Source organism: Pedobacter sp. UYP30, from assembly GCF_040547165.1.
Taxonomy (GTDB): Bacteria; Bacteroidota; Bacteroidia; order Sphingobacteriales; family Sphingobacteriaceae; genus Pedobacter.
Map to the genome: position 1 here is coordinate 194148 of NZ_JBEPPD010000005.1, position 26969 is coordinate 221116.

Here is a 26969-nt window from a genome sequence, read left to right on the forward strand (position 1 = left end):
GCAAAATCATGACGAAAAAACCGCTAGCAATCATTTCATACTTCACCATTATTGGTTGGCTATTCTCCTATGTAAGTTTTAAAAAAAGTAAAAAAACTCATTTGCTTAGGTATCATCTAGAGCAATCATTGGGTATTTTCCTGGCGATGAGTGGATTTAATATATTACTTCTATTTATCAATTTTATAATGCCGATAGATTTATTGCTTTTGAGCTGGCTCTCATTACCTTTTTTCATCTTAGCAGTTATGGGCATGATTAACGCTGCCAATGAGGCAGAGCGGCCTATCCCGATAGTCGGAAAATTCTTCGAGCACAAATTCACATTTATCCAGTAAGCATTGTGAAATTGGAAGACTGGAAAATAATTAATTGTAAAAATGAAAATAACAAGAAAAAAAACATCCATTATCTTTAGTGTATTAGCGGTATTTTCCTTATTAATTTTTTTAAAAGACATTTTTGATTTTTTTAATACGACTCTCTACTCAAATTTAAATGGTGTAGGGCAAATTTTGTGGCCTCTATTTCTCACTTTCCTCTTTTCATTTATTACGGTTTGTCTTAATCGTAAAAACTATTTGGCTTGGCCGCTTATGTTTTTTTCTTTCCTTATATTTTCTATTTCGATTTATATATTCCGTGATGCATTAGTAAGCATTTCAACATATTAACAAAAATAAAACAACTATGACAGGCATCGTATTACAATTTATAAGCTTGGTAACTTATGCGAACGACTACCTAGCGAATGATAGGTTACCAGACTCGTTCTATCCAGAGCATATTGCTTTTAGGTTCTGCGATTCAGTAATTTTTAAAGATTTTAGAAAAAACAGCCCGAAAGCGGTTGCTGATGGAAAGTTAGTAGCGACAGATCCAAAGCAATGGTTTCTACACCTTAAACAACGCGGCTGCAAAAAATTGAGGTTATATTTTCAATATTCTAATCGGGAAGGCTCGCCACCAGATTATAAAACTGCTGGAATGGTTGGCGGTGGCGGCTTCTGGAGAATAGAAGCGCAATACGAAAACCGTTACGATAGTTGGGCGAGCCGTTGGGAAGTTACCCAAAAAGACGACCCACAGCGAAACATTTGGTCGGTAACTTATGGCTTGTTACACAGCGAGACAGCGCCAACAGAATTGCCATGCAACTTAGATGTAATTAAAAAGGTAAGTCTAGAGCGATTTTCTGCTATAAAAACTTTTGCAAAAGAACAAAAACTAGACAGCTGGCACAACATATTTGAAGATGCTTATGCCATGTTAAATAGCACAGAACCTGCAAAAAGTGGTTTTAATATGGAAATGATTCCGTCAGAGAATTATTCCTTAATCGCAAAGCAGCTACTATTTGCAGCTGATAAAGCTTGGGTATTTGGCGGAATGGGGTCTTGGAATGATTTGAATTTTGAAAAAGAAGCAGACCAAGAATTATACGAAGAATTGTCTTATCAGTTGTATGACAATTTATGCGTTAATGTTTTATCAGCGGTAAACTCTTATTAAGACCTAACAAACAGTTCTAAAATGAAAAAGCCAAACATCAATTTTAAACGTTGCTCAATAATTCTATTCGTTTTAATTACCCCGCTAACGCTTTTTGCACAACAAGTAACTTATTTAATTGCACCAGGTAGCGCTTATAGTAGCATTAGTAATTTTTCTGATGGATTGGCCAGGGTCGAAATCAATTTTAAGAATACTGGTTTCATTAATCCTGTAGGGAAATTAGTTTTTCGAGACACAGTTGAAGACGCTGGCAATTTTAACTGCGGTAGAGCATGGGTGAGAAAAACCGTTAATGGAGACACTAAATTTGGGTTTGTAGATAAGAAAGGACAATTGGTTATCCCATGTGTTTATGATGAGGTAGAAGATTTTTCTTGCAACCGAAGTGCCGTAAATAAGGATGGCGTTTGGCAAATCATCAACCAAAATGGCAAAAAAATAATCACCGATTCTCTGTTAATTACCGAAACTGAGGTAACTGACCTGGCTGCAAAAACGAGTAGATGGGAAGACACTGAACCGCCTGCCTTTCGAGACAATAGAATGCTGACGCGAAACAATGATAAGTTCGGATTTACAGATTTAAACGGAAAAATTGTTATCCCACGTAAGCTATTATTTGCTCGTGATTTTTCTGATGGCATGGCAGTTGTATCTACCCAAGTTAAAAAATATCCAGACATGAAGGGCAACGATGAGCTTTCGAAATTATACAACAAACTGCCTGATGGCCCTGAAGATTACATTTGGAGTGTAGTTGATACGACTGGAAAAGTACTTTTTTCTTTAGATGCAGATCAGTTAGAAGATTTTCACGATGGAATGGCAATTTTTTACAAGGATGAAAATTTTGGTGTGATCAATAAGCAGGGAACAATAGTTTTCGATGCTAAGTTTTACAACAAACCATATATATTTTCTGATGGAATTTCTTGCGTACAAATAGATGGCCTTACCGATACTAATAAAGACGGTTATCTTTTAACCCTAAACAAAACTGGAGAAGTAATAGCAAAAATACCTCTTGCGCCCGCTAGGGGTTGTGTTTATGATTCTAAACTGGCATTTCACGAGGGGCTTCTAGCTGTAAAAATTGATGCCCTTTGGGGATATATGGATAAAATGGGGGAACTTATCATAAAACCACAGTTTGAGGAGGCCACAAGTTTCTCTGAAGGATTTGCGGTCGTGACAACTTCCGATGGAAAAATAGCCCTGATTAAAAACCCTTTAAAGCTGGAAGTATCTGCTCAACCAACTGCTAAAAAAAGAGCAAATAAATACGAAGGAAGTTTTGGTCTAAAAAACAATTTGATGGATGTGAAACTATTTTTCGGAACCAACCATCATTTTATAGTTTCTGTAAAAATAATCGATCAAAATTACGAAGAGGGAAGTTTTAAGGTTATTAATGATACCGCTTACCTAACTAGTGCGCCCAATTTGGATGAGATAAAATTATCTGGAACCGAAGATAAAAGTATAGCCAAGAATAAATTGAAATTAATTTTTAAGGGCTTTAAAAGTTCTACCATCAAATACAAAATGGGAAAAAACTATGCAGATGCAGGCGATTTTCTAACCTTTCGGAATAGCGAAAAAATAAATGATACCACTTTTATTTGCAACACTAAAAAAGCAGATTCCTTATGGATTTCCACAAAATCAAAACGTGGAGATGAAGTGGTTTTAGCTTATACTTTTGATAATCCGCTAACAGAAAAGTATAATGAATTATTGATTGTGCCCGATAAAACAAATACGCTTGGCATGATGGTAAACTATCCAATGTATGTTGATGAAAACGGCAGTTTATATGCAGGAAGGAAAAAGGGAATTCGACACGAAAATATGCATTATTTACCCAATCAAAAGGCGAACGCAATTCCCGATTTGGTAAGTACTCCTCCGATGATGAATGAGTTTGAGAATAAAATATTTTATGATGTAGAACGTGTTAAAGCTTTTTTATTAAATGAACCGAATAACCAGTGAGTTTATTATTTCATCAAAAAATATTATTTTTTTAATGCTACAAAAAAAGCCCCTTTCTCAGCAAGAAATCAAGAACTATCTCCAAGCAGATAAAGCTGGCAAAAGTATGGGCATGCAAATTGGCATCGACGTGGTATCTGTTGCGGCATTTTCTTTAAGTGTTTCGATGTTGATAGATCCAATTGCCTTGAATAAAAGCATCAATGTATTTTGGGGTTTATGCATCGTTTTTCTTACAGGTATCGGTTCATTTGTAGGTACAGCGATTGCCTGTGTCAAATATGCTTTGTTCAGAAAAATATTTCCTTTTATTGCAATAATTATAGTCATTGTTTCTGCCTTTTTCGAAGGAGGAATGTCTTTAATAACGCCATTGATACTGTACGCTGTTTTGGGAATTGTGTATCTCTTTAAACTGGAGAAACACCAAGAAATAAAATCTGAGCTGTCTCAAAAAGAAAAAACGGTATTTACCGGAATACTCGCTTCTGCCTCTCAACAACAAGAGCAGGTAAATACAGGAAAGGCAATTTATACGCGCTCTTTTTGGAAAGTCCTAATTAATGATGGCGAACAAGAAATGTCTTTTAACGTAAGCAATGAGAAAATGTTGGGGATGTACGTATCTGGCCGTCCAATAAGCTTTAAAAATTTAGAAAACAAAGAAGTGGTTACTTCGTTTCTTGACCCAAACATTTTGTTGGCTATTGTACCAAGCGATAATACCAACCAATTAAATCATCCACATGAAATTAGAAATTAAATTTAAGCAACAATACGTTCTGTTGGTGCTAAGCTTTTGCATGCTATTCGCGTCGAAGATTAACGCACAAGAAAAAACTGCCTCAGTTAGCGAAGTATGGAAAATTGATTATGGATTAGTTTTTAAAAGCATCGACCCTCTAAATAAAGCTAAGCAAGATAACGGTCAGCTTTCTGAGTTAGAACTTGCAAAAGCATTAACAATGGGAGATGATGAAGGCCCGATATTACGCTGTTACCTTTCCAAAGGCAAGTACCGCGTAGAAGAAAAGGGATTATCTTCTTCGGTAATCGTTTATCAACAACCAGATACAAGCTATTACCGTTTAGATACTGCCCAAAAAGTGGCCTACAGAAGCGCAATAAATCGCCCTTATGTTGATGTTCAAATGGCTGGAGATTCTATGATTGTTATCAGTTCTGATGACTTCAAACTAAAACAATCAGAAGATACTGCTACGGTGGCGGGCTACTTTTGTAAAAAAGCTGTTTTTAGCATGGATGATTATCCAGCTCAAGAAATAACCGTTTGGTACAGCCCACAACTACCGCCAATGTATTGGGGGAAATATACCTACCTCCAAAAATTACCAGGTTGTGCGCTGTCTATTTTTAGCAAGCAACAAAAATTAATGGTAGGCATAGAGGCCAAAATAGTTGAGAAACTAACCGTAGCAAACACCTTATTTAGCGTTCCCACAGATTACGAAAAAGAAGATGTACTTTAATTTAATCGAGCCAATTGAGAAAATCGACCAACATAGCTTTACCGTTGTCAATCAACACTTAAAACATGAGTACAAATAATTTACATAAACGTATTAAGGCATTTTTACCGGTGGTGCTAATATCAAGTTTTATTACTCCCCTTATTGCCAACGCACAAAAAGAAAACACAAACATGAAAGAGGTGCTTATTCCTGTCCAAAACACCCAGCACAAATGGGGCTATATAAACGCTAAGACGGGGGAAGTTGCAATTGAACCAAAATACGATCAGGTTAGTTTGTTTATCAATGGCATAGCAGAAGTATCGAACGTTAAACCAGACGCAAAATATTATGAGGATGGACTTGTAGGCTGGATTGACACCACCGGAAAAGAAATTTTCGCACCTCAGTTCACCCATGTATCACAAATTAAAAGATTTTCAAATCAAGACGTAATTCCCACGTTGACAGAAGTGAACACCGCCGATGATAAGATGGGCATCATTTCTTGGCCAGAAGGCAAATGGCTGTTAACTCCTGGAAAATATCATGATTTTTTTTTCTACGATAAAGACTACTTCATCATAGATAAAAAAACAATAGTGCTTGAAGGCAAAAAGTATAATGCACCAAGTGGATGCACCATTACGTACGCAGATCAAGAGAACCATCTGCTCTACATCCAGAAAGAAGACGATTTACACAATGGACTTTGCACTTGGGAAGGTAAAATATTGGTGCCACCAGAATTTTTAGAGGTCACATACCTACCCGAAATAAAGCGGATTTTAGTAAGTGGACTAAAAGAAAATATTACCGTTTTGCAAATTTTAAAAGCCTTAGAAAGTCAAAAAAGAGATGGTTTTGAGATTTGGATTTACCTGCTAAATACTGAAGGAAAAACGTTGGCACAATTTTCTTCAGAATACCAAGCAGATGTACTTAATGATAGCATTGGCACGTACCAAACACAAGCTATTCCCCATTATTTTAGTTTAATAGATGGAAAAACCATCGCCGCCCCAGAAAAAACACCGCAATTTGATTATACCATTTTTGCTAACGGAGGAAAACATGGGTTAAAAGATAAAAATGGAAAAGAGCTTGTTTCTGCAAAGTACTCAAATTTAACGGCAGCTACATCCGCATTGGTCATTGCCGAAAGTCTTGAAAATTATAAATACGGCATCATAAATAAATACGGAAAACAAATTATTCCTTTCGAATTCAACTCGCTCGAGCATATGAAAAACCATCGGTTTAGGGCAGAAAAAGGTGATAAATACGGAGTAATTGACGATAAGGGGAAAACAATCATCAATTTTAAATACCAATTAGGTACTTATTTCAATGAAAATGGTTTAGCAAATGTAGTAGAAAACGGAAAAGAAGGCGTAATCGATACCACAGGAAAAGAGGTGATTCCGGTTATCTACAAATCTTTGTTTAATACCAAAGAAATTGATAGCACCGCCAAAACCTATTATACTGCAGAAAAAGACGGAAAATGGGGGCTGTTAGATAGTGTGGGCAAAATCTTGGTTCCCTTTGATTATGGCTATCTGTCTGTCAACAAAGAAGATTTTAAACAGGGTTGGGTATTTACCGAGGACGCCAAGCGTATATACCGCGGGTTATACAACATTAAAACAGGCGTAATAGTTCCTCCAATTTATGATGCTACAGCGCCCTATTCTGATTTTATAATTGTAGCTAAAAGAAAGGATAATGACTACTATCATCAGTTGCTAAGCACCGCGGGGAAACCACTAACGGACAGCAGCTATACCAAAATGGATTTTACATATAGTTATTTATCCTGCTGCAAAGATAACAAATACGGGGTTTTAGATAAATCGGGGAAAGTTTTAGTTCCATTTAAATATCGCTATTTGTGGGAGCAATCGTCAGATTTATTGATGGCACAACAAGGAGAAGATTATTTTTATGTAAACACCGAAGGGGAAGAATTTAAAATGCCTTAGAAAATGAAAAAGACGAATTTTAACACCTTCCATTTTAGCATAAAAAATAATAAAGCGCAAATTTTTATTAAAACAACACCAAGTTGAAGCACAGAAAACTAAACAATTTACAAATGAAAACAAACCTTACGCTACTTGCAATAATGCTTGCTTTCGGCTTTACCGCCGCAGCCCAAAACAAGGCGCTGCCAAAAAGCTTTTACAAACACTTTTCTGGAACCATTGCCGGCCAACCAGTTTCCGTGCAATTACAGAGTATAGCTGAAACCGTAACTGGCTCTTATGCGTACACCAAACACAATGAACCTATCGATTTGGTGTTTCGTAAGGATAGCAGTAAAGTTAATTTATTAGTATTTTCTGAAGGTTTAAATGATGATGAATCGATTACAGGATTACCCATTTGGAAATGCTATTACCGCAATGGGAAAATTACCGGAAAATGGTATAACGGTAATCGAACTAAAACCTACCCTATTTTGCTAAAAGAAGATTATCCGGTTGGCGTAACTCAATTTAACATCATAACTTATGATACGACTGCGGTTTATTCCCCCAAGGCAAAAAAATCATCAAATTATGATATTAGTGGTGCTTTTCCTGTTGCCATAGATAACAAAGCCAACTGGCTAAACACGGAGATTAAAAAAATACTTGATGTAGATACCAGTTTGTCGTTCGAAAATGCATTAAAAAAAATGCAAGACAGTAATATCGCCGATTACCGGGAAAATGCCGGGTACGATTCCACCAATTTAAATCTTCAAACACATTGGGACGATGAGAAAAATATAACTGTCCAATACAATGAAAACGGTTATGTTGTGCTACAGTTAGAAGGTTACGAGTATTCGGGTGGTGCACATGGCAATCCATGGTTGGCCAACTATTGTTTTGATATAGTTCACCAACGAAAAATGGTTTTGAAAGACCTGGTAACTGCCGACTCTTTAACGCTACAACGTTTGTTAGAAAGTCAATTTAGAAAAGACAACAACCTTAAACCAACCGATTCACTTACCAGCATTCTTTTCGAGAACAACCTCCCTCCCAATAAGAACTTCTTGTTTACGCAATCGGGAATCGAGTTTACATACATCCCTTATGAAGTGGCGCCGTATGTAGAAGGGATATTATCTATCCTAATTCCGTTCGAAAAACTAAAAAAATATTTAGTTCCCGAGTTTGAAAAAAGGATGAAGTTAAAGTTAAATCGATAATGATCAACTCTAAAAATAAGTACCAATAGTAAAAGGTTAATGTCAAAAAATGCAACTTAAACTCAGCAAAGTTCTCATAATCATCGTAACAGTAGCAACAATACCGGTAACTGCAAAATGCCAGGAAAAAGTTCTTGTCGCTGACACGATTAAAGCGGCTAGCCAATCTTTTGCCCCGGTTTTTGTACATGGACGTTGGCAATATTTTTATGCCAATGGAAACATATTACTCGATTCTGTTTCAACGCAAGGCGATAAAGGTAAAATGCTAGCCTTTAGAGATAGCACCACTTTTACCGAATATTTAGGCCCTACAAAAGGCGATATGGGCTATACTTCCAATACAAAAGTTATGGCAGGTGTAATAGACAGTAACGGCCACGAAATTGTACCCATTGTTTATGATTCTGTTGCGGTACAGCATAAAAACGAATGGACAATGATGGGTTTGGGTGGCTTTGACTTTGATTATTTTATTGCTTACAAAAATGGCAAAACTACCCTTTTTGATAGTGTGGGAAAACCAGTAAACCTGCCCCGACATGATCAAATAAAAACTTTAGCCCCAAATATGGTCGCTTTTAGTAGAAGAGAAAAATGGGGCTGGTTTGATATTTATAACAGGAAAATAATTCAACACCCAAAATTCGATTCTATAGCCTACAGAAGCGAGCAGCCACTTGCGCTAAAAGTGCGGCCTACCTTCGGCAATATTATGACTTATAAAAATGGGAAATTAGGATTATCGCACCCCAATGGTAAAAAGATAACGAAACCTAAATATCAATATGTGTATTACCTGTGCTATAAAACGGGACTTATGCGTTACAGTTTCGATGTTAAAACACACCTTTGGGGTTTAATTAATGATAAAGGAAAAGTGCTGAGTAAACCTATTTACAAAGACTTGTACAACAGTTCGCTCAATGATGAAAGGCTTATTGCTTTTGAGCGAAACGGAAAAGTGGGCTATTTTAACCCAAAATCTGGAAAGGAAGTGATTCCGCCAATTTATGATGGTGAGTATGGTTTCTCACAACCTATTGGCAACTATATAACGCTAATAAAGGATCATAAAATGACGATGCTGGATGTAGTAACTGGCAAAACAATTATTCCGTTACAAAAAGGATCACTAAAGCTTTTGGATCCCGAGCGGGCAAACCTTACCCTAAACGATAGAAACCGTTTTACAAACGCCTACCTCAATTCGGCAACTTCTTACAATCAATTCTCTAAACCATTTTATCTATTTCTTGCTTATTCTGAAAATAAAAAGTGGGGCATCAAAAACCTGCAAGGCAAAATACTTTTACCTGCCACATATAATGATGTTAAGTTAATCTATCGCAATAGCAAATGGTTTTTTTTAGTTACCGAAGGCGAAAAACAAGGTTTGTTTAACGATGAAGGAAAAATGATTATTCCTTTAGCTTATGATAAAATTATTTTTCCTAACCCAAATTATAACCGCATTCGTAACGACAAAGACTACATCCGCGGAAGCGCTTATGAGCAAACGGTCTTGGCATTAAGAACAGTCGATGAGAAGCAAAATGCAGCGGCTATATACAACATTAGCGGCAAAAAACTCATACCCGAAAGCGAAGGGTTTACTATTCGTTTCGAGAGTAATAATGCGAAAGATTGGCTGAGCGATGTGGTATTGCGTTTACACAAAATCGATACCACAACCTTTTTGTTGAATACGCTCAGCGGAAAATTTATTACGCCAGCCCTTGATGATGGTGAAAAGAAAACTAAAATGTTTGCTGCCAGTAACAACCGCTTTGTGATTAATACAAAAGGCGCAGAAAATTATTTGCATGCTAAATTGATTGATGAAAACGGTGAGATTTTATTCCAATCTAACTCGGGTGCTTTACAAGGGAGTTTTAAAGATGGCTTACTCACCTTATTTAAAAAATATGCCAAAAAATGATAATGACATTTATAAATTTGTGGATAGAAACGGTAAGGTGAAAAATTTCCCGAAATATAAACAAGTTGCACCATTTATATTTGGTTTGTCCATTGCCAGCAACAACCAAGAGCGAACTATAATAGATACCGCAGGGAAAGCAATATTTTCTTCCAATAAATCTTTACAATGGATTCAAACGGATTCGCTGAAAAGCAAAAACCTTTTCACTTTTTTAAAGAACGGTAAGGAAGGAATAGTAGATGGAACTGGCAAAATAAGAGTTCAACCAAAATACGATAAGTTGATTACCGACGAGAATCCTTTAAACTCATTAACACCCGCCAAACAAGGCGATTGGTGGTATTACCTAAAACCGAATAGAGAGAAGTTGCCCATTAAAAGCAAGGTGTATTTAGCATCTCCACTTTATTAAAAATTACTAATCTAACACTAAACGACTACTATTCAATGAATTGCACAATAAATAACCAATGAAAATATTATCGGGTGTTTTGATTAAAATATTATGCTTAACTGTTCTTTCTGCAACAAGCTTTTTTGCAAAAGCACAAATCCCGAGCACCAAAATTTATCGGTTAGACCGATACGACAACAATTATTCCGATGCGCAATATTACGCCAAACAGATTTTTAATTTTGGGGATTTTTATAACGTAAATATCGCCCCAAATAAAGAAGTAAGCACTTTTGGATTGGGTTACGCTTTGTTTTCTTTAGACACCCTTAATGGAAATGGAATTCTTAAAGTCGCTTTTTTAAGAGATACAGTAAGTAAAAGTGGGGAAATGGCTTTGCAAAGATTAAGGGCAAATCGTACGTCAACTTATTATAACGAAGATTGGAGCATGGTGGCGAAACTTATACTTTTAGGGCAGGTAAATTGGAAAAGATTGCTAAATGGGATCAGACTTGTGGCGATGGCATTTTCTGCAAAGAGACAACATCTAACCTTGTAAATGGCAAATGGATAATTAAGGAATCTAAAAGCGGGCCGGTGAACACAAATAGCCTCACAGTTTTTGCAGCACCAAACAAGCAATCTAAAATAATTGCCAAGCTTAAAACAAACGACTGGATGGATGTAAAAGAAGAAACGCCACTTTGGATGAAAGTACTCGCACAACAAATCATCGGCACTTCTACAAAAAACGTTAACGGATGGATTTTAAAAGAAGATTTGCTCTCTAAAGATTGGATAAAACTTAGCGCAGAAACACCGCTCAACCGCTTCGAAATTTCTGATAGTACCAGCTGTGTTGCCATTAAAGTTATAGATAAAAAAACCAATAAACCTTTTCAAATTATTTTTACAGATAATCCATCAGAGCCAATAGATAGCCTTTTCCAAACCGGAGATTATAATGCAGATGGCGCGCCCGATTTTTTAGAAACTTACAAAGACGGAGATAAAACCTATTACGATGAATATATTTTTGATAAAGAGAAAGGGATTTTTGTGTTTGATGAAAAGCTGTCGGGATGAATTCTCTAAAGCTTGGAAATTAAAAGATCAAATTCTTTAACGCTTTAAATAAAATTACTTTTTACGGTTTCGCGTTTTCTAATACCAAAACTGGTTAATATCTTAGTTGTGAGACAACCAACTATACGCGCTAAAAAATATTTATTCGTTTTAACGGCGATATTTTTAAGATGTAAAGTAAACACGAAAGACTCAAACAAAATCTTATTCCATAAATTTGATGGCCAATTTTTTAGGAGAATCGTTGCGTATATTTGGGAGTTGGTAGCAAGACTACTACAAGAACCTCAACGACAGAGGCAATCAAAACAGAACGTAACATCTACTTCAAGTTATCAAATAGTAAAGAGTAATTTTTCTACCTTTGAAGAATGTTTTATAGAAGAAAAATTATATTAGCATTATTACAACTTTTTGAAGGACAAATTGATAAAATTAGCCTGCAAAAGTTGTTATTTCTATTTACCCAACGACAAAATAAAGCAGAATATGATTTTATTCCATATCGTTTTGGTTGTTATTCATATTCTGCAAACGCTGATTTAACGACTATGGTTAATAAAGAAATGCTATCAGAAACAAAGACCCATTTTTCAAGTAACGAAAAAACAGATTACTTTAAAGCTCTAAAAGAAACCGACAAAAAATTATTGCTGGAAATAAAAACCCATTATGGAAAAATGAATGCTGATGCTTTAATGAAGCATACATATTTAAACTTTCCATATTGGGCAATAAATAGCGTAAAAGCAGGCGAAATTTTATCGAGCGAGCAACTTAAAAGAGTTAAAAATAGTCGCCCTAAAAATAACGAAGTAATTTTGTTTACAATAGGTTATGAAGGGATTTCATTGGAAGAGTACTTAAATCGGTTACTCAAAAATGATGTTAAAATATTGGTTGACGTCCGTAGAAATGCTTTAAGTATGAAATATGGATTTAGCAAAAGTCAATTACAACGATATTGTGGTAGTCTAGGAATTGAATATGTACATTTTCCAGAAGTTGGAATACAATCCGAACAGCGTCAACAATTAAATACACAACTTGATTACGATAATCTATTTTCTACTTATTGTGAAAACAATCTAAAAAAGACAACTTCTTCACAAGTGAAAATTTTAGAACTTTTAGAAAAACATAGTAGAATCGCTTTAACTTGCTTTGAAGCAGATATTTGCCAATGCCATAGAAAACATTTAGCAGAGTCAATCCAAAATTTACCAAATTTCAATTATAACGTACGACATATTTAAAAATGGCAAAGACCAAAGTATTAATCACCGTAAAAACTTATCCTGCAATATCAGGTAAATATGACGAATTGGTTTGTACTGCTGGATTTCTTGAGGATGGAACTTGGATTAGAATTTACCCAATTCAATTTAGAAAAAAATCTTATGAAGAGCAATATAAAAAATATGATTGGATTGAAATTGACCTTGTTAAAAACACAGATGATAATAGAAAAGAAAGTTATAGACCGGTTTCTTACGAAACTGAAATAAAAATTTTAGACCATTTAGACACAAAAAGCAATTGGTTTTTACGGAAACAAATCGTGTTTAAAAATAAAGTTTACACTGACCTTGGAGGATTAATTCTGGAAGCAAAAAATAAAGATATTAAGACCTCTCTTGCAGTGTTCAAACCAACCGAAATTATAGATTTCATAATTGAATCAGTTGAAAGAGATTGGGATAAAGGGAAACTTGAAAAATTGAAACAAGAAAGAAGAAGTCTATTTACTCAAGAAGTAAAAGACTTATTTGAAGTTGTTAGAAAATTGCCTTATAAATTTTCTTATGTTTTAAAAGATTGTAATGGCAAACAAAGCAAAATGATGATTGAAGATTGGGAGATAGGAGCCCTCTATTGGAAACGTCTTTCTTATTATGAGGGAAATGAAAAACAGGCTACTGAATATGTTAAAAAAGTATACTTTGACGATCTTGCAAAAACAAAAGATTTGCATTTATTTTTAGGAACGTCAAAACTGCGACATTTCACTGCAAAAAATCCTTTTATGATTATAGGTACTTTTCATCCTATGATAGAAACCCAACAAAAATTATTTTAATACACAAAAAAGCCCAGCCACCAACAGCAAATTTGCTCGAAAATGGCTGTCGGCGGTTTACATTATTTCAACAGTTATTTAGTTAATTTGGTGCGGTGCGACAACGGTTTTGCAAGCAATGGCATTTGTGCGCAAACCCGTAAACGCCGTTAACAGTAATCTAAACACAATAATAAGCATTCAAAAAATGAACGACTTTGTAAAATTCTGCAATAAACTTTCGCAATTTGACAATCCAACGATAGATGAAATATCAAATAGACTAAAATTCAAAACATTCGCTAAAAATGATTTTATTCTAAGAAGCGGTAAAGTATGTAAATATTTATATTTTATTAATTATGGACTTGCCAAAACGTTTTTCTATAAGGAAGATAAGGAATTTATTATGCGGTTTTTTCCTGAGTACTCAATGTTTACCGTCCTCGACAGTTTTATTTCTGAAACGCCATCTACATATAATATTTTGGCGCTAGAACACACCAAACTCGCTTACATTAGTAAAATTGATATAGAAAAACTTTGTGAAAACCGCCCTTGCTTTGAAATTTTTTATAGAAAATTAATTTCTCTAGCTTCAATCAACATGATGAAGCGTATTAGCGAAATGCTTGAAGAAAATGCCACGCAAAAGTATCATCATTTTGTGCAAGAAAATAATCAATTAATGCAACGGATAAATTTAGGAGATTTGGCAAACTACATAGGTGTCTCCCAAGTTACATTAAGCAGAATTAGGGCTAAAAAATAATTTTTAACATTTGTAAAAAAAAATAACGTCGGCATCAATTAGATTTGTGCAAACAAATCATTTTGAGATGAAAACACTAAATAATCTTCAAAAAATAAGCTTATTGGTAGCTGTACTATTTTGTGTCGCAGCCCCAACAATGGGTTATTTAAAAATTGGACTACCGCCAGTAATCATAGTAGGGGGAGCTGCAATTATTGGTTTTTTCTTTTGGTACTTTACCTATCTTAGAAACCCAACCGACCCAAAAATAATTCTCCCCCTTTTCGTAATAACTGTTGCTTGTCTCCAAATTCATATTGTTGAAGAATACTTGACCCATTTTGGGCCTGCTATGAGTAGATTATTTGATATCCCTTGGAGTGAAAAAAGCTTTTTAATGGTTTTTGCGCTTGTAGGGCCGACGATTTATATTCTTACAGCACTTGGCTTATATTACCGTATTCCATTAGCAGGTTTCATTGCTTGGTTTATTTTTATTGGTCCCGGTGTAATGGAATTTACTCATTTTATCTTTCCCTTAATACAACCGCAACTTGAACCTACAAACCTCAAAAATGTAACTCAAACTATTAACGGTATAGCAGTTACAAACATGCCAAACTATTATATAAGAGCAACAGGGCATTACTATTTTGCAGGCATGTATACTGCAATTTTACCAATGATTCCCGGTATCTATTCAATATATCGGTTGATAAAAGAGCACAAAATACAGTCGAAGAAAACAAATTAGATCCAGGATAAGGCAGCCGTTAACTACAGGTTTAAAAAGTTGCCGGCGAAGTTCCTTCACTTCCTTCGTCAGTTTTAACTAGTTTTTGTGCGGGCTGAAGGAGTTTCTGCAATTAGAACCTCAATTTCTGAAATCTCCAACTCGTTAACACTTATGGTAAACGGACACTCTACATATCACAAAATTCCGACAAAATACATTTAGGCAACTCAATTTTCATGATTCCAACTTTATTTGGACAAATTGTATTTTTAATTTTATCTTTGTGACTAAGATAATTATTTAATAAGACACAAAATGAATACCGACTTAATTAAACGGCTAAGAATTTTGAGCCGACAATATTCGGACACTTCTATCCTGATGCATGAAGCGATTGCCCGAAAAGCTGGGCTTTCTGGAACTGACCATAAATACTTAGGGCTTTTAATCCAAAAGGGGCAAATGACCGCTGGAGAACTCTCAAATTTAACAGGATTGACAACAGGTGCTATAACAGGGTTAATTGACCGACTTGAAAAGAAAAAATTAGTAAAAAGACAATTTTTAAAAGAAGACAGGCGGAAAGTTATTATTGAACCTAACACTAAAAATATAATGGAACTTTTAGAGCCACTTTTTGCTGAACTGCAAAAAAAATCTGAAGATTTGATCGGTTCATTTACAGAGAATGAAATTAAAATTATCGAAGCCTACTTTTCACAAGCAATTGAAATAATGAACGAAACAACAAATAAGCTCAACACAAAATAATACCATTAAAAATGCAAAATATAACTTCTGAATACATAAACAGGGCCGAAATTTGGCTATTGATTACAACGCTTGTTTATTTTTTAATGAACGGTGCACAAATTTTTGAAACCGCTGTAATCGTTCCAAAATGGACAGCTGCGCCACCAGAAACGTTTCAAATGTTTAAAGGTAAGTATGGACTTGACCTTAAAACTTTTTGGATAGTTATCCATTCTTTACACGAAATCACTTTTATTTTAGCAATTATTTTCTGTTGGAAATTAGATATTAGAAATTCACTTTTGATTTTATTTGCTATTCATTTTTCAGTTCGTGTTTGGACATTAATGTATTTTGCAACTAATATAATCGAGTTTCAAAAAATAGCGAACTTAGAAAGTATTGGAACAGACTTATTAAACAAAACTATAATGTGGCGAAACCTAAACTATATTAGAGTTGGGATTTTTATTGCCGTTTCATTGGGGCTAATTCCACTGTGTGTGAAGTTAATGAACTTGAAAATATTTTAGACAATAAGCAAACAACACGAAAAATAAAAAAAAGATGAAAACCATACCTACACTTTACGAATGGACGGGCAACATTCAAACCTTTGAAACCTTGTTTACCAAGTTTTACGACAAGGTTTTGAAAGACGATTTATTAGAAGAAGTATTTAAGCATATGTCTCCGGAGCATATTAAACACGTTGCTCATTTTGTAGCAGAGGTTTTTGGAGGACCTAAACTTTACACAACCGAAGACCATGGCAGTCATTCTAAAATGATTGGAGAACATATTGGAAAAATGCTGACAGAACAAAAACGGCAGCGATGGGTTCAATTGTTACTTCAAACGGCAGATGAAATAGGTTTAAAAAGCGACCCAGAATTTCGTTCTGCTTTTGTTGGTTATTTAGAATGGGGATCAAGACTTGCAGTTATCAATTCTCAACTGACAGAAAATACAATGGTTGAAAGCGAACCAATGCCAAAATGGGGCTGGGGAGAAACAGGCGGGCCTTATATTCAAAAATAAAACGGCGTAGTGAAGACTAACAACGAAATGCTAATAAACTAACAAAAAGGAAGAGTAAAATGATAACAGCACTTTATTCAATTTTAGGCTTAATTGCTCTTATTTTACTTGCAGCTATTTTTACAAAAAAGGACTACACAATCATAAGTGAAATTACGATTAATCAACCAGATACGGTTGTATATGACCATTTTAGATTTTTTAAATAATCACAAACCCTTTAAAGCTTGGAAATTAAAAGATCAGATTCTTTAACGCTTTAAAAAATTACTTTTTACGTTTTCCCGTTTTCTAATACCAAAACTGGTTGGTATATTAGTTGTGGGATAACCAACCATACGCGCTAAAAATATCTTTTCATTTTAACGATGATGTTTTTAAGATGTAAAGTAAACCCGAAAGACGCAAACAAAATCTTATTCCATAAGTTCGATGGCCGGTTTTTTAGGAGAATCGTTGCGTATATTTGGGAGTTGTCCGACCGAACTAAACGACTAACCGAAAACAAACGAAAATGACATTAAAAGAAGCAGTATTAAAAAGCTTAGAAGACATCAATAACGTAACAAATTATTTGGCAGTCCTTAACCATATTCTTGACAATAAATATTATGACTTTACTGTTTCAAAGACGCCGGGTTCGACAATTTCGGCTGTTTTAGGCGACTTCATTCGCAATGGAGATACTAGAGTAAAACGTATAAAGCAAGACGGCGGAACTTATTCCTATTACTTGACAAAAAATGAACAAAATATCGGAATAGAAATCTTGAGTGGCGAAACTGAAGTTCCGACAATAAAACCAAAAAAAACAAACAAGTCAAAAACTTACGAAGAACGAGATTTGCACAAACTTTTGAGCAGTTACTTGAAAAATACTGACACTTACTCAAAGACAATTTTTCACGAACAATCAAACGGAAAAGACAACAATCAAATTTGGACACATCCAGATATGGTTGGAATTAAATTTTTGAACTTACAGACAAAAGCTAGTCAGAATTTTTTAAAATCTATAAATCGTATTGACACTTTTAAAATTAGCTCTTACGAACTTAAAAGAGAAATAAATAGCGATAGCGAACTTAAAAAAGCATTTTTTCAGGCAGTTTCAAATTCGAGCTGGGCAAATTATGGCTACTTAGTTGCTTTTGAATTTAGCGACAGTTTGAATGAAGAAATGGCGAGGCTTAACCAATCGTTCGGAATAGGAATAATCGAACTTAATGCAAATCCATATCAAAGTAAGGTACTTTATCCTTCTGTATTTCGTGACTTGGATTTTAAGACAATTGACAAACTTTGTAAGATGAATAAAGAGTTTGAAAAATTCATTGAACAAACTGAAACGTTAATGACAGCCAGCGAAAAATATGTTTCTGGAGCAGAAAAAGAACTTGACGAATTTTGTGACAACTATTTTGCAAATGATACAGAAGTTGAAAATTACTGTAAGGACAAACATATACGGACAATTGAGTAATAAAAACCAATGGCTACAACAGCAAATTTGCTCGAAAATGGCTGTCGGCGGTTTACATTATTTCATCTGTTATTTACTTAATTTGGTGCAGTGCGACAATGGTTTTGCATTAATGCCATTTCTGCACAAACCTGTAAACCATAATAACCAATGATATTAAAACCGACACGGCAATGAAAATCCCAACAATTCATGGATATATCGAGAGAAGAATATTAATCAACTTTACTGCTGACCCAAACGCGGTGGAGAAAATTATTCCGTTTCCTTTTAGACCAAAAATTTATAAAGAAAAAGCTATCGTTGGAATTTGCCTAATCAGACTAAAAAACATAAAACCAAAAGGACTTCCGGACTTTATGGGGGTAAACTCTGAAAATGGCGCTCACAGAATTGCGGTAGAATGGGACGAAAACGGTGAAACAAAATCTGGTGTTTATATTCCTCGGAGAGACACATCTCTAAAACTGAATGCGCTTGTTGGTGGACGAATATTTCCCGGTAAACATTATTACGCCAAATTCAACGTAAAAGAAAGTAAAGGGACCTTTCACATCGACTTCAAAAGCTCGGACGACACCGAAATACTAATTGACGCTAATGAAACAACGCTGTTTAATGACACATCTATTTTTGAAACATTAAAAAATGCCTCTAACTTTTTTGAAAACGGCGACCTTGGTTATTTACCAAACAAAGACAAATTTGACGGGTTGAGATTGAAAGCATATAAATGGGAAGTTACACCACTTGACGTGTTGAAAGTAAAATCTAGCTTTTTTGAAAACGAAGAAATTTTTCCCAAAGATTCGGTAATTTTTGACAACGCATTGCTAATGACAAACATTGAACACGAATGGAAAAGCGAAACGGATAAGTAACCAAATGCTATAAAAGCAGCATTAAGTTAAGCCGAAGTAGTAGCACGAAAATTTTAAGTAAATTATTTAGTTTAGTAGAGTAGGTTCTGCTCTGTAAATAATTAAAGGTTCGCCTTAAAACTTGCAAACGTTATATGTAAATTTATGAAGATGACATTCCTCTTGTTATTAACGTTCTTTCTCTTTACGCTCTTTGGGTGTAATTCAGGTTTAAAATTTACGGGAAATTGCTTCCAATCTTTTGTTACCTTTAAACTAACTCAACCCCGCAATCGTCTATGAAAAAACTTACACTAGCTTTTTTTATCGCAATTTTTACGACTCTTGCTTTTTCCCAAGCGAGAACGGTTTATTATAAAGACTTTAGGGTTGATGGATTATGTTTTAGAACGAATAAGCAAGACCTACTAAAAAAATTTGGGAAACCTATTAAAGTATTTAAACCCAATTATGAATGTGGCTTTCTCTCAGATAGCCAACCGGGTGGAACGCATTACTCCATGCAATATTCCTACATAACGTTTACTGGAAACACCTTAAACTATCAATTAGAGGAAGTATTGTTTAACCCCAAAATGAAGCATAAAATAACCTATAAAAACCTCCTCCTTTCATATAAAACAACGATAAAAGAATTTGAACGTATGTTTGCAGTTAAGGTTACTGAAAATAAAATTTCCATATTCTATAAAAATTCCGACGACGCTTTAGTTTTCTCATTTGCTGGCGGACTACTTTCTAAGATTACCTACTGGTCGCCTTGTTAATTTGGCTTCACCTAAAAATAGGTTTAAAAAGGTATGGAAAAGTAAACGGCTGCTCCGATTAAAGAAACAGCCGTTCTAAATTACTATTTAACCAAGGTAGGTTTTGGCCCAAGGTAAGACCTTTTTAATCCACCAAAATCTATCACCACTTTTTGAATTACCATGCCAGGATCGCCAGCAATTAATTTTAGCGTGTGTTTGCCGGGTTTATCTATGCTTATTGTGGTTGTTCCAATCGCACTGTTTCTAATTACATTTTGCTTCCAAGCAAAAGAATATTCTTCTGATGCCGTGGTCATCCAATGGGTATAACTGTCGTCTATTGATACGCCGTATTGGGTTTTATGTTCTTTGTTCTTTGCAAATACAGGTAAAGCGTAGGTGTAAACGGTGGCAGAACCTGCATCGGTAGTGTAAAAATCGTACTCCGTACTGCTAGAATTCCAGGCATTATCTGTTACATTTCCCAACTGCAAGCTCTTGCCCTCATAACCCAACTGATTGATTACCTGAATTTTTACGCCGTTCTTCTCTGTTTTTCTGTTAAAATTTGCAGGACTAATTACAACAACGCCGTTATCTTCAATTGGCATTCCCTTTAAATTATTCAGCTCGGTGGCTGCCTGATTAAAAAGAGAAACGAAGATTTTTTCAGATTTTCCAGCTCCGCTAACTTCTATTTCGCCTTTGCCATCTACTCCGATTGGCGCCTTCTCCCAATCAACCGAAACCCAAATCTTCTCTTGTGTGGGCGTCTTTCCACTGGTTTTACTAAGCTTAATCCAATCGTTTTTAGTTGACGCTTTCCAGCTTAATTCGTCTTTGCCCTTATTATAAACCTCGATGTGATATTTCCTTTTCGTAAAAGAATTAAATCGCGGTAGCAAATGAAAATTGTTAAAACCATGAACGCCGTCTTCGCCAGAAACGAAAATCCCCATCTCGGCATTTTCTGGCAAAGAGATGGTTTCTGTTGGAGCTACCTGAGGTTTCGGCAACGCATCCGGCGCCGTCATCATCCCGTCCCATTTGCCGTTAAGCAAGCCATTGTAATGTTTGGTAATCATCGCAATACTATCGTGATATGCGACAACATCTTTTGCCAGTTGATTGGTAATCGATCTACCTTGCCGTGCGTACCAGCGATTCTTTTGGGCAACCAACATTTTTTTGTTCATTAAATCTGCACCTTTTACCGGATAATAGAGCAGTTCGTAAAACGAGGGAACATACGCTGTGGGCAAATCTTTCATTATTTTTTCTGCTTTCGCTGATATTTCATCGTAACTATCGATCCTATTTTGAGCCTCGTTATAATTTTGAAAGGAGAAATCGGTATCGTATATGTGCTCTTCGGTAAACATGGCGTTCCACCTAAAATCCCAGCCCATATATTCTGGTTTACGTGTAAAACCAAGTTTATAATAACGATGGATAACATCAGTTAAGTCTGTTCTATATTGCTCGCCAAAAATAGAGGTCAGAAAATTGCTTTCATAGTTCGGAATATTGTCGAAATTAAAATCGTTTATATTCCAGGCCATATCCAAAAAGAACTGCATACCAAGCTCGCCCGGTTTAATATCGCCTACGTTTAAAAGCCAATAACGTTTCGCTCCCGTTTGATAAGCTTTAAGCATTTCCTCATAAATTAAAGCAGGCGGCGTAGTGTTTACCCATAAATAATCGTTCGGCTCGCCCAAATAAGAAATATGATAGTAAACCCCAGCTCCTCCAGATCTCGCTGCTTCCTTACTATCGCTTAAGCGTTTAATGTAGCCAAAGTTATCATCAGGCCAAACAATGGTAACATCATCGGGCAATTTTAGTCCCTGCTCATAAATGTTTAAAACCTCTTTGTAAGGCACAAATATTTGTGGAATGTCTATAATCGGCTTTTTGATGTATTTTTCTAAGATGCCTCTCTCGCCTTTAATTACATCTTCTAAAACGCTTACCTTGGTTACGCCTTTTGGCACCGCCGCCATTTCGCTGTCGTGTATTCCGCGCATACCCATGGTGTAAATATTCTCGTAGGGCGAGTTTTCTTTTACGCGCTTGTCTAGCACGTTCAGCACTCCGTTTTTATTGGTAAGGTAGTTCCAATTGCCATTTACTTTCTTGTCCCACTCGCTAGCGTTGTTAAAAAGTAGCGGCTCGGTGTGGCTAGAGGTCATCATAATTGCAAAGCGATCGGCCACTTTTTTGTTTTCGGGATATTTATTAAAAGCGCCAGATACCGGGTGCATTGCGGGCGCAAGCATATTGGCTTTAAGCCTTAGCAAAAGCTCGCACACTTTTGCATAAGTTTTTGGCCCAATGTCTTTAATGTCGGTATCCATTTTCTTTGCCGCCCAAGGGTGCATTCCCCAATCTTCATCATTTATAAAAATGCCGCGATATTTAACAGATGGCTCTTTAGAAACATAATTTAATGGTGCTAGGTAAACATTTTTGTCTTTCTTAACCGGAACATCTGCCCACCAGTACCACGGAGAAATGCCTATGGCTTTAGAAATGGTAAACGTTCCGTAAGCTGTTCCACGCCTATCGCTACCCACAATTACCAATGCCTGCGCAACGCCACGCATAGGGTTTTTTACGGTTTTTATTACAAATTGTTCCCAACCGCCCTTAATAGAATCTACATTTATTTTTTTTGTTTTGATAAGGTTGTCGACTACTTCATTTGCCCCTATGGTACCGATAATAATGGCGGTTTTGCCCGCAGGCTTTTTGGTTGTAAAAACCGGACTTTTACCGCCCGAAACCAGGCTAATATCATTAGCAAACAGCTGCGCAACCTGAGCTACAACTTCTGCATCGGCCTTATCATAGTAAATATTTGCCGCTTTCCCATTAACTATAAGTGGAAAAGCACCAGCACTTTTTTGGTGGTTTTGCAGTATTTTTACTTGGGCAGATAGTTGCCCGATGACAGCTGAACATAGAAATATGCAAATTGCGATGCATTTTTGTGAATTTTGGGTTTTCATCTTTTCGCGATGTTTTTTTAAAGATATTAGACTATAAATTGAGGAGCGCTAATTTAGTGGTCGAATTTTTAGCGGCAAGGTAATAAATGATAAATAGCCAAACCTATTTCGTCATTTAATTGAGGTAATTTCATTAATTATATCCCGGATTCTGTTATAATTTCTTCCGTATTCTTCACTCTTTTGTAAGCGGCATAGAAAAGTTTATCCCAATAGCGGTTATAGATTTCAATAAAAGCAGGCACCTCATCCCGCTGCATTAAGGATAGAAGCTCAGCATCAGAAAATTTTTCTAGGTGACTCATGCAGAACAAATGGTTAAAAGGTAATCATCGTCCAAGTTGCGAATTAATAATCAAAAAAAAAACAAAGTAACCTCTACAATTTAAAAATTTGGTTTAATTCTTCATCAGTACGCTAGAGTTTGACTAAAAATCAATCAGTATGCTAAAAATAAGGACACATTTAATGTTTAATTTTATAAATTACGTTTCTTAAACCTTCTCTGTAGTAAAAAGCTATGAAACTGATAAAAGTTATACCAAAGATATGCTATGCTGATGTTAGCATCAGATTAAACTTATTTGTAAATGGTTTAGGTTTTAGGGTTGCGTACAGCGAACCAGACACTAAATTTCCCTTTTACATCATCGAAAGAGATGAAGTGAAAGATAGAAACATGCACCTGGTTACATCATAATTAAAATGAAAAAATATATATTATTTCTCGTCAAAGACTAGGTATTATAATTCTACAGCATTGTATTTATACATAGTAACGAAGAGATTGGCGCAAACGATTTTATAAAGCTCTTAAAACAAAATAAGTTAAAAGTAAAAACCGTTCTTGGATTTTGTTGGATTTGAGTAGTAGCTTGGAGCGATGATGCTTTATACTCGCTGAATAAAAATTCTTACCGGGACGATTTGTTAAGCACATTTAAAACGTGTTACAGCTCTTTTGCGATCGGCAACGCAAAAGTAAAAGTGCTGCCTTCGCCAACCGCGCTTTCTACCCAAATTTTGCCGTTTTCGGCTTCTATAAAATCTTTAGAAATAGCGAGTCCTAAACCCGAACCAGATTTATTACTGCCATCAGTTGGCACCTGGTAATAGCGGTCGAATAATCGTTTTTGATACTGCTCTTCTATGCCTTTACCAAAATCTCGCACGGAATATTCGACATTACTCCCTTTCTCTGTAATTTGAATGATGACTTTAGATTTTTCTGCACTATAACGTAGTGCGTTTGACAATAGATTTGTCAATACCCAAGCCGTTTTTTCAATATCGACATTGATAAAAGACAAACCACCTTTGGTAATTAATTCTAATTGTACAGCCTTTTGCTCTGCCTGAAACTTTACTGCTTCGATTGCATAATCAGCAATTTCTTGTGGATCTGTCTTAGAAAATTTAAGTTGTAAATTACCGGTTTCTACTTGGGCGAGATCTAGCAATTCGCTCGTAATCTTTAATAAACGGCCACAATCCTCACCAATATTATTTACCAATTCCTTTTGTTCCGTGTTCATCTTACCAACGCGTTCATCATTTATTAGTTTTAAACTCATTTTAATGGAGGCAATTGGGGTTTTTAGTTCGTGAGAAACCGTCGCTATAAAATTAGTTTTTGCTTCGTCTAGCTCTTTGTATTGGGTAATGTTTTTTAAGATGTAAACCTCGCCAGCATTTTTCCCGGTTTGCATAACCACAGCGTCATGTTGTTCTTCGTAAGTTGGAACGATTATTTCTCTACGCTCTAATTGAAAATATGATTCTTTATTATCTGCATAGATTTTCATTGGTTTTTCATTTCCACAAGTTTGCAAAACCTTGTTCAGCAAATCGTTTTTTTTCATCAGTTTGAGTGCGCTTGCACCGACAGCATCTTTAACATTTAATCCAAGCAGCTGAATGGCCACATGGTTTAAAAATAAAATTTCTTTATTTTCATTTAAGCCGATAATAGCATCTTGCATCTGTTCTATAATGGCATCAATTCTCAATTTTTCTGATTGAAGCTTAGCCAAATTTGTGTTTTCCCATTTATTAAGCTGACTTGCCATCGCATTAAATTCAGCGGCAAGTTCAGAAAACTCATCATCTCCATTAAAAGTTAAATGTTGCTTATAATTTCTCCTACTAATTCCCTTAATCGCTTCGGATAACTCCTTTAATGGATTGGCGACAAAACTTGGAAAATTTACTACAAAAGAAAATAAAATTAAGGCACAAACTGACGCGGCAAAAATCAAATAACTTGCCGCTTTCTCTACTCCTTGTTGCGCCGTTTCATTTTTCCGAACAATTGCGTCCATGTTCAGTTTGTCGATATTCCGGAGTTGTAACCGCATTTGTTTTTGCAGTCGCGCAATTTCGGTTGGTACAAGATTCCGACTACTTATTTCGGAAAATGCAGTTTTCATAATGCTAACCGCTTGTTCTTCTCCTTTTTCGGTAATATTTTTTTCTTCTTGATTTAATTGACGTTTGAATGCAGAAGCATTGTCGGTAGAAAGGGGAAGCTCATTGTCATCTAAGATAGCCCTCATTACGCGCGTGTATTTTAGGCTCTCATAATTATCCTTCAAAATCACCTTAGAACTTACAGAAATTTTGTTCATATAGTAGAGTGAAAGCGCGCCGAAGGAAAGCACAACTATGAATAGAAACCCAAAGCCTAATCGTAATTTTTTTTTTATTTTCATGGTGATAGAGTTATTAAATACTTAGGATAAAATTACGAGATCTGTCTCTGTGGCCGAGATGTCTTTTAGCAGTTCATTAAAAATTGCGGTTCGCATAATTACTTGAAAAAGATTTAAATGTGGTTTACCTATACATATCGTGGTAATTTCTTTCTCTGAAGCGATTTTTACAATGGTTTTTGTCACGTCATCACTTTTTATTTTTATTACCTCAGCGCCAAGTTCTGTGGCCAACTTAAAATTGTTAATCAGGTAACGCTGAGCATCTAATTTAATTTTATCTCCACCCTCACTAGTCCGTTGCACATAAAGCACAATCCATGGCGATCGATAATATGACGCCAACCTAGCGGTCTTTCTGATGATGGTTTTTGCCGTTTCGTGATTGCTAGAAATACAGGCCATAAATCGTTCGGGCCGCAGTTTAATTTGCTTCGGAATTTCTATATCAATTTTCCTTTCTAAATGATGCGCAACTTCTTTTAGTGCAAGTTCTCTCAATTGGAGAATTCGCTCTGGCTGAAAGAAATTATTTAAGGCAAGTTGAATCTTACTTTTATCGTAAATTTTTCCTGCTTTAAGCCGATCGATCAGTTCATCTGCCGTTAAATCTATGTTGACAATTTCATCTGCAGTCTCTAAAATTTTATCGGGTATACGCTCCGTAATTGGAATACCAGTAATTTTCTCAATTTCTTCATTCATGCTTTCTAAATGCTGAATGTTTACCGCAGAAATTACCGAAATACCAGCATCTAAAATATCGACAACATCTTGCCAACGTTTGCTGTTTTTGCTCCCTTCTACATTAGAATGTGCAAGTTCATCTACAATAACAACTTCTGGATGAATATTAATAATGGCCTGTACATCCATTTCTTCCAACTCTTTTCCCTTATAAAAAATTTTTCTTCTTGGGATAAGCGGAATTCCGGCCAAGAGCGCATGCGTTTCTTCTCGCATGTGAGTTTCTATATAGCCAATTTGTATGTCAATTCCGTTTTTTAGTAAAGCATGCGCTTCTTGCAGCATTCTGTAAGTTTTCCCTACTCCAGCACTCATGCCAATGTACACCTTAAATTTTCCCCTTCGAGATTTCTTTACGAGATCTAAGAATTTTTTTACAGAATCGGCCTTATTTTGTTCTTCCATTAAACGTTAATTTATCATTCG

26 protein-coding genes are annotated in these 26969 nt (G+C 35.6%); 22 read left to right on the forward strand and 4 right to left on the reverse strand.

What is annotated here, in order from left to right; all coding sequences use genetic code 11:
• Positions 1 to 8: 8 nt before the first annotated feature.
• The 21 genes from ABIB40_RS08260 (at position 9) to ABIB40_RS08360 (ending at position 20089) form a co-directional block, all read left to right on the forward strand.
• A complete protein-coding gene (locus ABIB40_RS08260; protein ID WP_354357896.1) occupies positions 9 to 338 on the forward strand; it encodes a DUF4870 domain-containing protein in 330 nt (109 codons plus the stop codon).
• Between the two features lie 352 nt (positions 339 to 690).
• Positions 691 to 1512, forward strand: coding sequence for a hypothetical protein (locus ABIB40_RS08265; RefSeq protein WP_354357898.1), 822 nt, complete (start codon positions 691 to 693; stop codon positions 1510 to 1512).
• A gap of 21 nt (positions 1513 to 1533) precedes the next feature.
• Positions 1534 to 3510, forward strand: coding sequence for a WG repeat-containing protein (locus tag ABIB40_RS08270; RefSeq protein ID WP_354357900.1), 1977 nt, complete (start codon positions 1534 to 1536; stop codon positions 3508 to 3510).
• A 34-nt stretch (positions 3511 to 3544) separates the two neighbouring features.
• Positions 3545 to 4273 (forward strand): hypothetical protein, encoded by a 729-nt coding sequence (locus tag ABIB40_RS08275; RefSeq protein WP_354357902.1) that lies wholly within the window; start codon positions 3545 to 3547, stop codon positions 4271 to 4273.
• A complete protein-coding gene (locus ABIB40_RS08280) occupies positions 4257 to 5000 on the forward strand; it encodes a hypothetical protein (RefSeq protein ID WP_354357904.1) in 744 nt (247 codons plus the stop codon). The genes ABIB40_RS08275 and ABIB40_RS08280 overlap by 17 nt, the downstream gene beginning before the upstream one ends.
• 65 nt (positions 5001 to 5065) lie before the next feature.
• Positions 5066 to 6967 (forward strand): WG repeat-containing protein, encoded by a 1902-nt coding sequence (locus tag ABIB40_RS08285; RefSeq protein ID WP_354357906.1) that lies wholly within the window; start codon positions 5066 to 5068, stop codon positions 6965 to 6967.
• 113 nt (positions 6968 to 7080) lie between these two features.
• The gene (locus ABIB40_RS08290) at positions 7081 to 8187 is read left to right on the forward strand and encodes a DUF3298 and DUF4163 domain-containing protein (RefSeq protein WP_354357908.1); all 1107 of its coding nucleotides are present in this window, start codon (positions 7081 to 7083) and stop codon (positions 8185 to 8187) included.
• A gap of 49 nt (positions 8188 to 8236) precedes the next feature.
• Positions 8237 to 10129 (forward strand): WG repeat-containing protein, encoded by a 1893-nt coding sequence (locus ABIB40_RS08295; protein ID WP_354357910.1) that lies wholly within the window; start codon positions 8237 to 8239, stop codon positions 10127 to 10129.
• On the forward strand, positions 10116 to 10544 hold the full coding sequence (locus ABIB40_RS08300) for a hypothetical protein (protein ID WP_354357912.1): 429 nt from the start codon (positions 10116 to 10118) through the stop codon (positions 10542 to 10544). The genes ABIB40_RS08295 and ABIB40_RS08300 overlap by 14 nt, the downstream gene beginning before the upstream one ends.
• Positions 10545 to 10602: 58 nt before the next feature.
• A complete protein-coding gene (locus tag ABIB40_RS08305; RefSeq protein ID WP_354357914.1) occupies positions 10603 to 11088 on the forward strand; it encodes a hypothetical protein in 486 nt (161 codons plus the stop codon).
• Between the two features lie 38 nt (positions 11089 to 11126).
• The gene (locus ABIB40_RS08310) at positions 11127 to 11615 is read left to right on the forward strand and encodes an SH3 domain-containing protein (protein ID WP_354357916.1); all 489 of its coding nucleotides are present in this window, start codon (positions 11127 to 11129) and stop codon (positions 11613 to 11615) included.
• 371 nt (positions 11616 to 11986) lie between these two features.
• Positions 11987 to 12871: a DUF488 domain-containing protein gene (locus ABIB40_RS08315; RefSeq protein ID WP_354357918.1), complete on the forward strand. Its 885-nt coding sequence runs from the start codon at positions 11987 to 11989 to the stop codon at positions 12869 to 12871.
• 2 nt (positions 12872 to 12873) lie between these two features.
• The gene (locus ABIB40_RS08320) at positions 12874 to 13695 is read left to right on the forward strand and encodes a DUF8758 domain-containing protein (protein WP_354357920.1); all 822 of its coding nucleotides are present in this window, start codon (positions 12874 to 12876) and stop codon (positions 13693 to 13695) included.
• A 187-nt stretch (positions 13696 to 13882) separates the two neighbouring features.
• Positions 13883 to 14446 carry a Crp/Fnr family transcriptional regulator gene (locus ABIB40_RS08325; RefSeq protein WP_354357922.1) on the forward strand — a complete coding sequence of 188 codons (564 nt, stop codon included), beginning with the start codon at positions 13883 to 13885 and terminating at the stop codon, positions 14444 to 14446.
• Positions 14447 to 14513: 67 nt separating this feature from the next.
• Positions 14514 to 15182, forward strand: a complete 669-nt coding sequence (locus ABIB40_RS08330) for a hypothetical protein (protein ID WP_354357924.1) — start codon at positions 14514 to 14516, stop codon at positions 15180 to 15182.
• A gap of 297 nt (positions 15183 to 15479) precedes the next feature.
• Positions 15480 to 15935, forward strand: coding sequence for a MarR family winged helix-turn-helix transcriptional regulator (locus ABIB40_RS08335; protein ID WP_354357926.1), 456 nt, complete (start codon positions 15480 to 15482; stop codon positions 15933 to 15935).
• A gap of 11 nt (positions 15936 to 15946) precedes the next feature.
• Entirely contained in the window at positions 15947 to 16450 is a 504-nt protein-coding gene (locus ABIB40_RS08340) for a transposase (protein ID WP_354357928.1), read from the forward strand.
• Positions 16451 to 16484: 34 nt separating this feature from the next.
• Entirely contained in the window at positions 16485 to 16958 is a 474-nt protein-coding gene (locus ABIB40_RS08345; RefSeq protein WP_354357930.1) for a group II truncated hemoglobin, read from the forward strand.
• Positions 16959 to 17472: 514 nt separating this feature from the next.
• Entirely contained in the window at positions 17473 to 18441 is a 969-nt protein-coding gene (locus tag ABIB40_RS08350) for a hypothetical protein (RefSeq protein WP_354357932.1), read from the forward strand.
• 173 nt (positions 18442 to 18614) lie between these two features.
• On the forward strand, positions 18615 to 19322 hold the full coding sequence (locus ABIB40_RS08355) for a DUF2071 domain-containing protein (protein ID WP_354357934.1): 708 nt from the start codon (positions 18615 to 18617) through the stop codon (positions 19320 to 19322).
• A 278-nt stretch (positions 19323 to 19600) separates the two neighbouring features.
• Entirely contained in the window at positions 19601 to 20089 is a 489-nt protein-coding gene (locus ABIB40_RS08360) for a hypothetical protein (protein ID WP_354357936.1), read from the forward strand.
• An 83-nt stretch (positions 20090 to 20172) separates the two neighbouring features.
• Here ABIB40_RS08360 and ABIB40_RS08365 read toward each other — a convergent pair whose 3' ends face one another.
• Both ABIB40_RS08365 and ABIB40_RS08370 read right to left on the reverse strand, forming a co-directional pair.
• The gene (locus ABIB40_RS08365) at positions 20173 to 23085 is read right to left on the reverse strand and encodes a glycosyl hydrolase 115 family protein (RefSeq protein WP_354357938.1); all 2913 of its coding nucleotides are present in this window, start codon (positions 23083 to 23085) and stop codon (positions 20173 to 20175) included.
• Positions 23086 to 23222: 137 nt separating this feature from the next.
• Positions 23223 to 23390, reverse strand: coding sequence for an RNA polymerase sigma factor (locus ABIB40_RS08370; protein WP_354357940.1), 168 nt, complete (start codon positions 23388 to 23390; stop codon positions 23223 to 23225).
• A 215-nt stretch (positions 23391 to 23605) separates the two neighbouring features.
• On the opposite strand from ABIB40_RS08370, the gene ABIB40_RS08375 reads away from it, so the two are divergent.
• Positions 23606 to 23785: a hypothetical protein gene (locus tag ABIB40_RS08375; protein WP_354357942.1), complete on the forward strand. Its 180-nt coding sequence runs from the start codon at positions 23606 to 23608 to the stop codon at positions 23783 to 23785.
• Positions 23786 to 24035: 250 nt separating this feature from the next.
• On the opposite strand, the gene ABIB40_RS08380 is transcribed toward ABIB40_RS08375, so the two are convergent.
• Both ABIB40_RS08380 and ABIB40_RS08385 read right to left on the reverse strand, forming a co-directional pair.
• Complete coding sequence (locus tag ABIB40_RS08380) at positions 24036 to 25796, reverse strand: ATP-binding protein (RefSeq protein ID WP_354357944.1); 1761 nt, start codon at positions 25794 to 25796, stop codon at positions 24036 to 24038.
• A gap of 21 nt (positions 25797 to 25817) precedes the next feature.
• Positions 25818 to 26948 (reverse strand): sensor protein KdpD, encoded by a 1131-nt coding sequence (locus ABIB40_RS08385; RefSeq protein ID WP_354357946.1) that lies wholly within the window; start codon positions 26946 to 26948, stop codon positions 25818 to 25820.
• Positions 26949 to 26969: the final 21 nt, after the last annotated feature.

Coding starts and splice junctions, on each gene's coding strand:
- ABIB40_RS08375 (WP_354357942.1), top strand. CDS start 23,606: ATGAAACTGATAAAAGTTATACCAAAGATATGCTATGCTGATGTTAGC.
- ABIB40_RS08325 (WP_354357922.1), top strand. CDS start 13,883: ATGAACGACTTTGTAAAATTCTGCAATAAACTTTCGCAATTTGACAAT.
- ABIB40_RS08265 (WP_354357898.1), top strand. CDS start 691: ATGACAGGCATCGTATTACAATTTATAAGCTTGGTAACTTATGCGAAC.
- ABIB40_RS08270 (WP_354357900.1), top strand. CDS start 1,534: ATGAAAAAGCCAAACATCAATTTTAAACGTTGCTCAATAATTCTATTC.
- ABIB40_RS08365 (WP_354357938.1), bottom strand. CDS start 23,085: ATGAAAACCCAAAATTCACAAAAATGCATCGCAATTTGCATATTTCTA.
- ABIB40_RS08335 (WP_354357926.1), top strand. CDS start 15,480: ATGAATACCGACTTAATTAAACGGCTAAGAATTTTGAGCCGACAATAT.
- ABIB40_RS08340 (WP_354357928.1), top strand. CDS start 15,947: ATGCAAAATATAACTTCTGAATACATAAACAGGGCCGAAATTTGGCTA.
- ABIB40_RS08380 (WP_354357944.1), bottom strand. CDS start 25,796: ATGAAAATAAAAAAAAAATTACGATTAGGCTTTGGGTTTCTATTCATA.
- ABIB40_RS08360 (WP_354357936.1), top strand. CDS start 19,601: ATGAAAAAACTTACACTAGCTTTTTTTATCGCAATTTTTACGACTCTT.
- ABIB40_RS08350 (WP_354357932.1), top strand. CDS start 17,473: ATGACATTAAAAGAAGCAGTATTAAAAAGCTTAGAAGACATCAATAAC.
- ABIB40_RS08305 (WP_354357914.1), top strand. CDS start 10,603: ATGAAAATATTATCGGGTGTTTTGATTAAAATATTATGCTTAACTGTT.
- ABIB40_RS08285 (WP_354357906.1), top strand. CDS start 5,066: ATGAGTACAAATAATTTACATAAACGTATTAAGGCATTTTTACCGGTG.
- ABIB40_RS08280 (WP_354357904.1), top strand. CDS start 4,257: ATGAAATTAGAAATTAAATTTAAGCAACAATACGTTCTGTTGGTGCTA.
- ABIB40_RS08290 (WP_354357908.1), top strand. CDS start 7,081: ATGAAAACAAACCTTACGCTACTTGCAATAATGCTTGCTTTCGGCTTT.
- ABIB40_RS08345 (WP_354357930.1), top strand. CDS start 16,485: ATGAAAACCATACCTACACTTTACGAATGGACGGGCAACATTCAAACC.
- ABIB40_RS08320 (WP_354357920.1), top strand. CDS start 12,874: ATGGCAAAGACCAAAGTATTAATCACCGTAAAAACTTATCCTGCAATA.
- ABIB40_RS08295 (WP_354357910.1), top strand. CDS start 8,237: ATGCAACTTAAACTCAGCAAAGTTCTCATAATCATCGTAACAGTAGCA.
- ABIB40_RS08370 (WP_354357940.1), bottom strand. CDS start 23,390: ATGAGTCACCTAGAAAAATTTTCTGATGCTGAGCTTCTATCCTTAATG.
- ABIB40_RS08300 (WP_354357912.1), top strand. CDS start 10,116: ATGCCAAAAAATGATAATGACATTTATAAATTTGTGGATAGAAACGGT.
- ABIB40_RS08315 (WP_354357918.1), top strand. CDS start 11,987: ATGTTTTATAGAAGAAAAATTATATTAGCATTATTACAACTTTTTGAA.
- ABIB40_RS08275 (WP_354357902.1), top strand. CDS start 3,545: ATGCTACAAAAAAAGCCCCTTTCTCAGCAAGAAATCAAGAACTATCTC.
- ABIB40_RS08385 (WP_354357946.1), bottom strand. CDS start 26,948: ATGGAAGAACAAAATAAGGCCGATTCTGTAAAAAAATTCTTAGATCTC.
- ABIB40_RS08330 (WP_354357924.1), top strand. CDS start 14,514: ATGAAAACACTAAATAATCTTCAAAAAATAAGCTTATTGGTAGCTGTA.
- ABIB40_RS08260 (WP_354357896.1), top strand. CDS start 9: ATGACGAAAAAACCGCTAGCAATCATTTCATACTTCACCATTATTGGT.
- ABIB40_RS08355 (WP_354357934.1), top strand. CDS start 18,615: ATGAAAATCCCAACAATTCATGGATATATCGAGAGAAGAATATTAATC.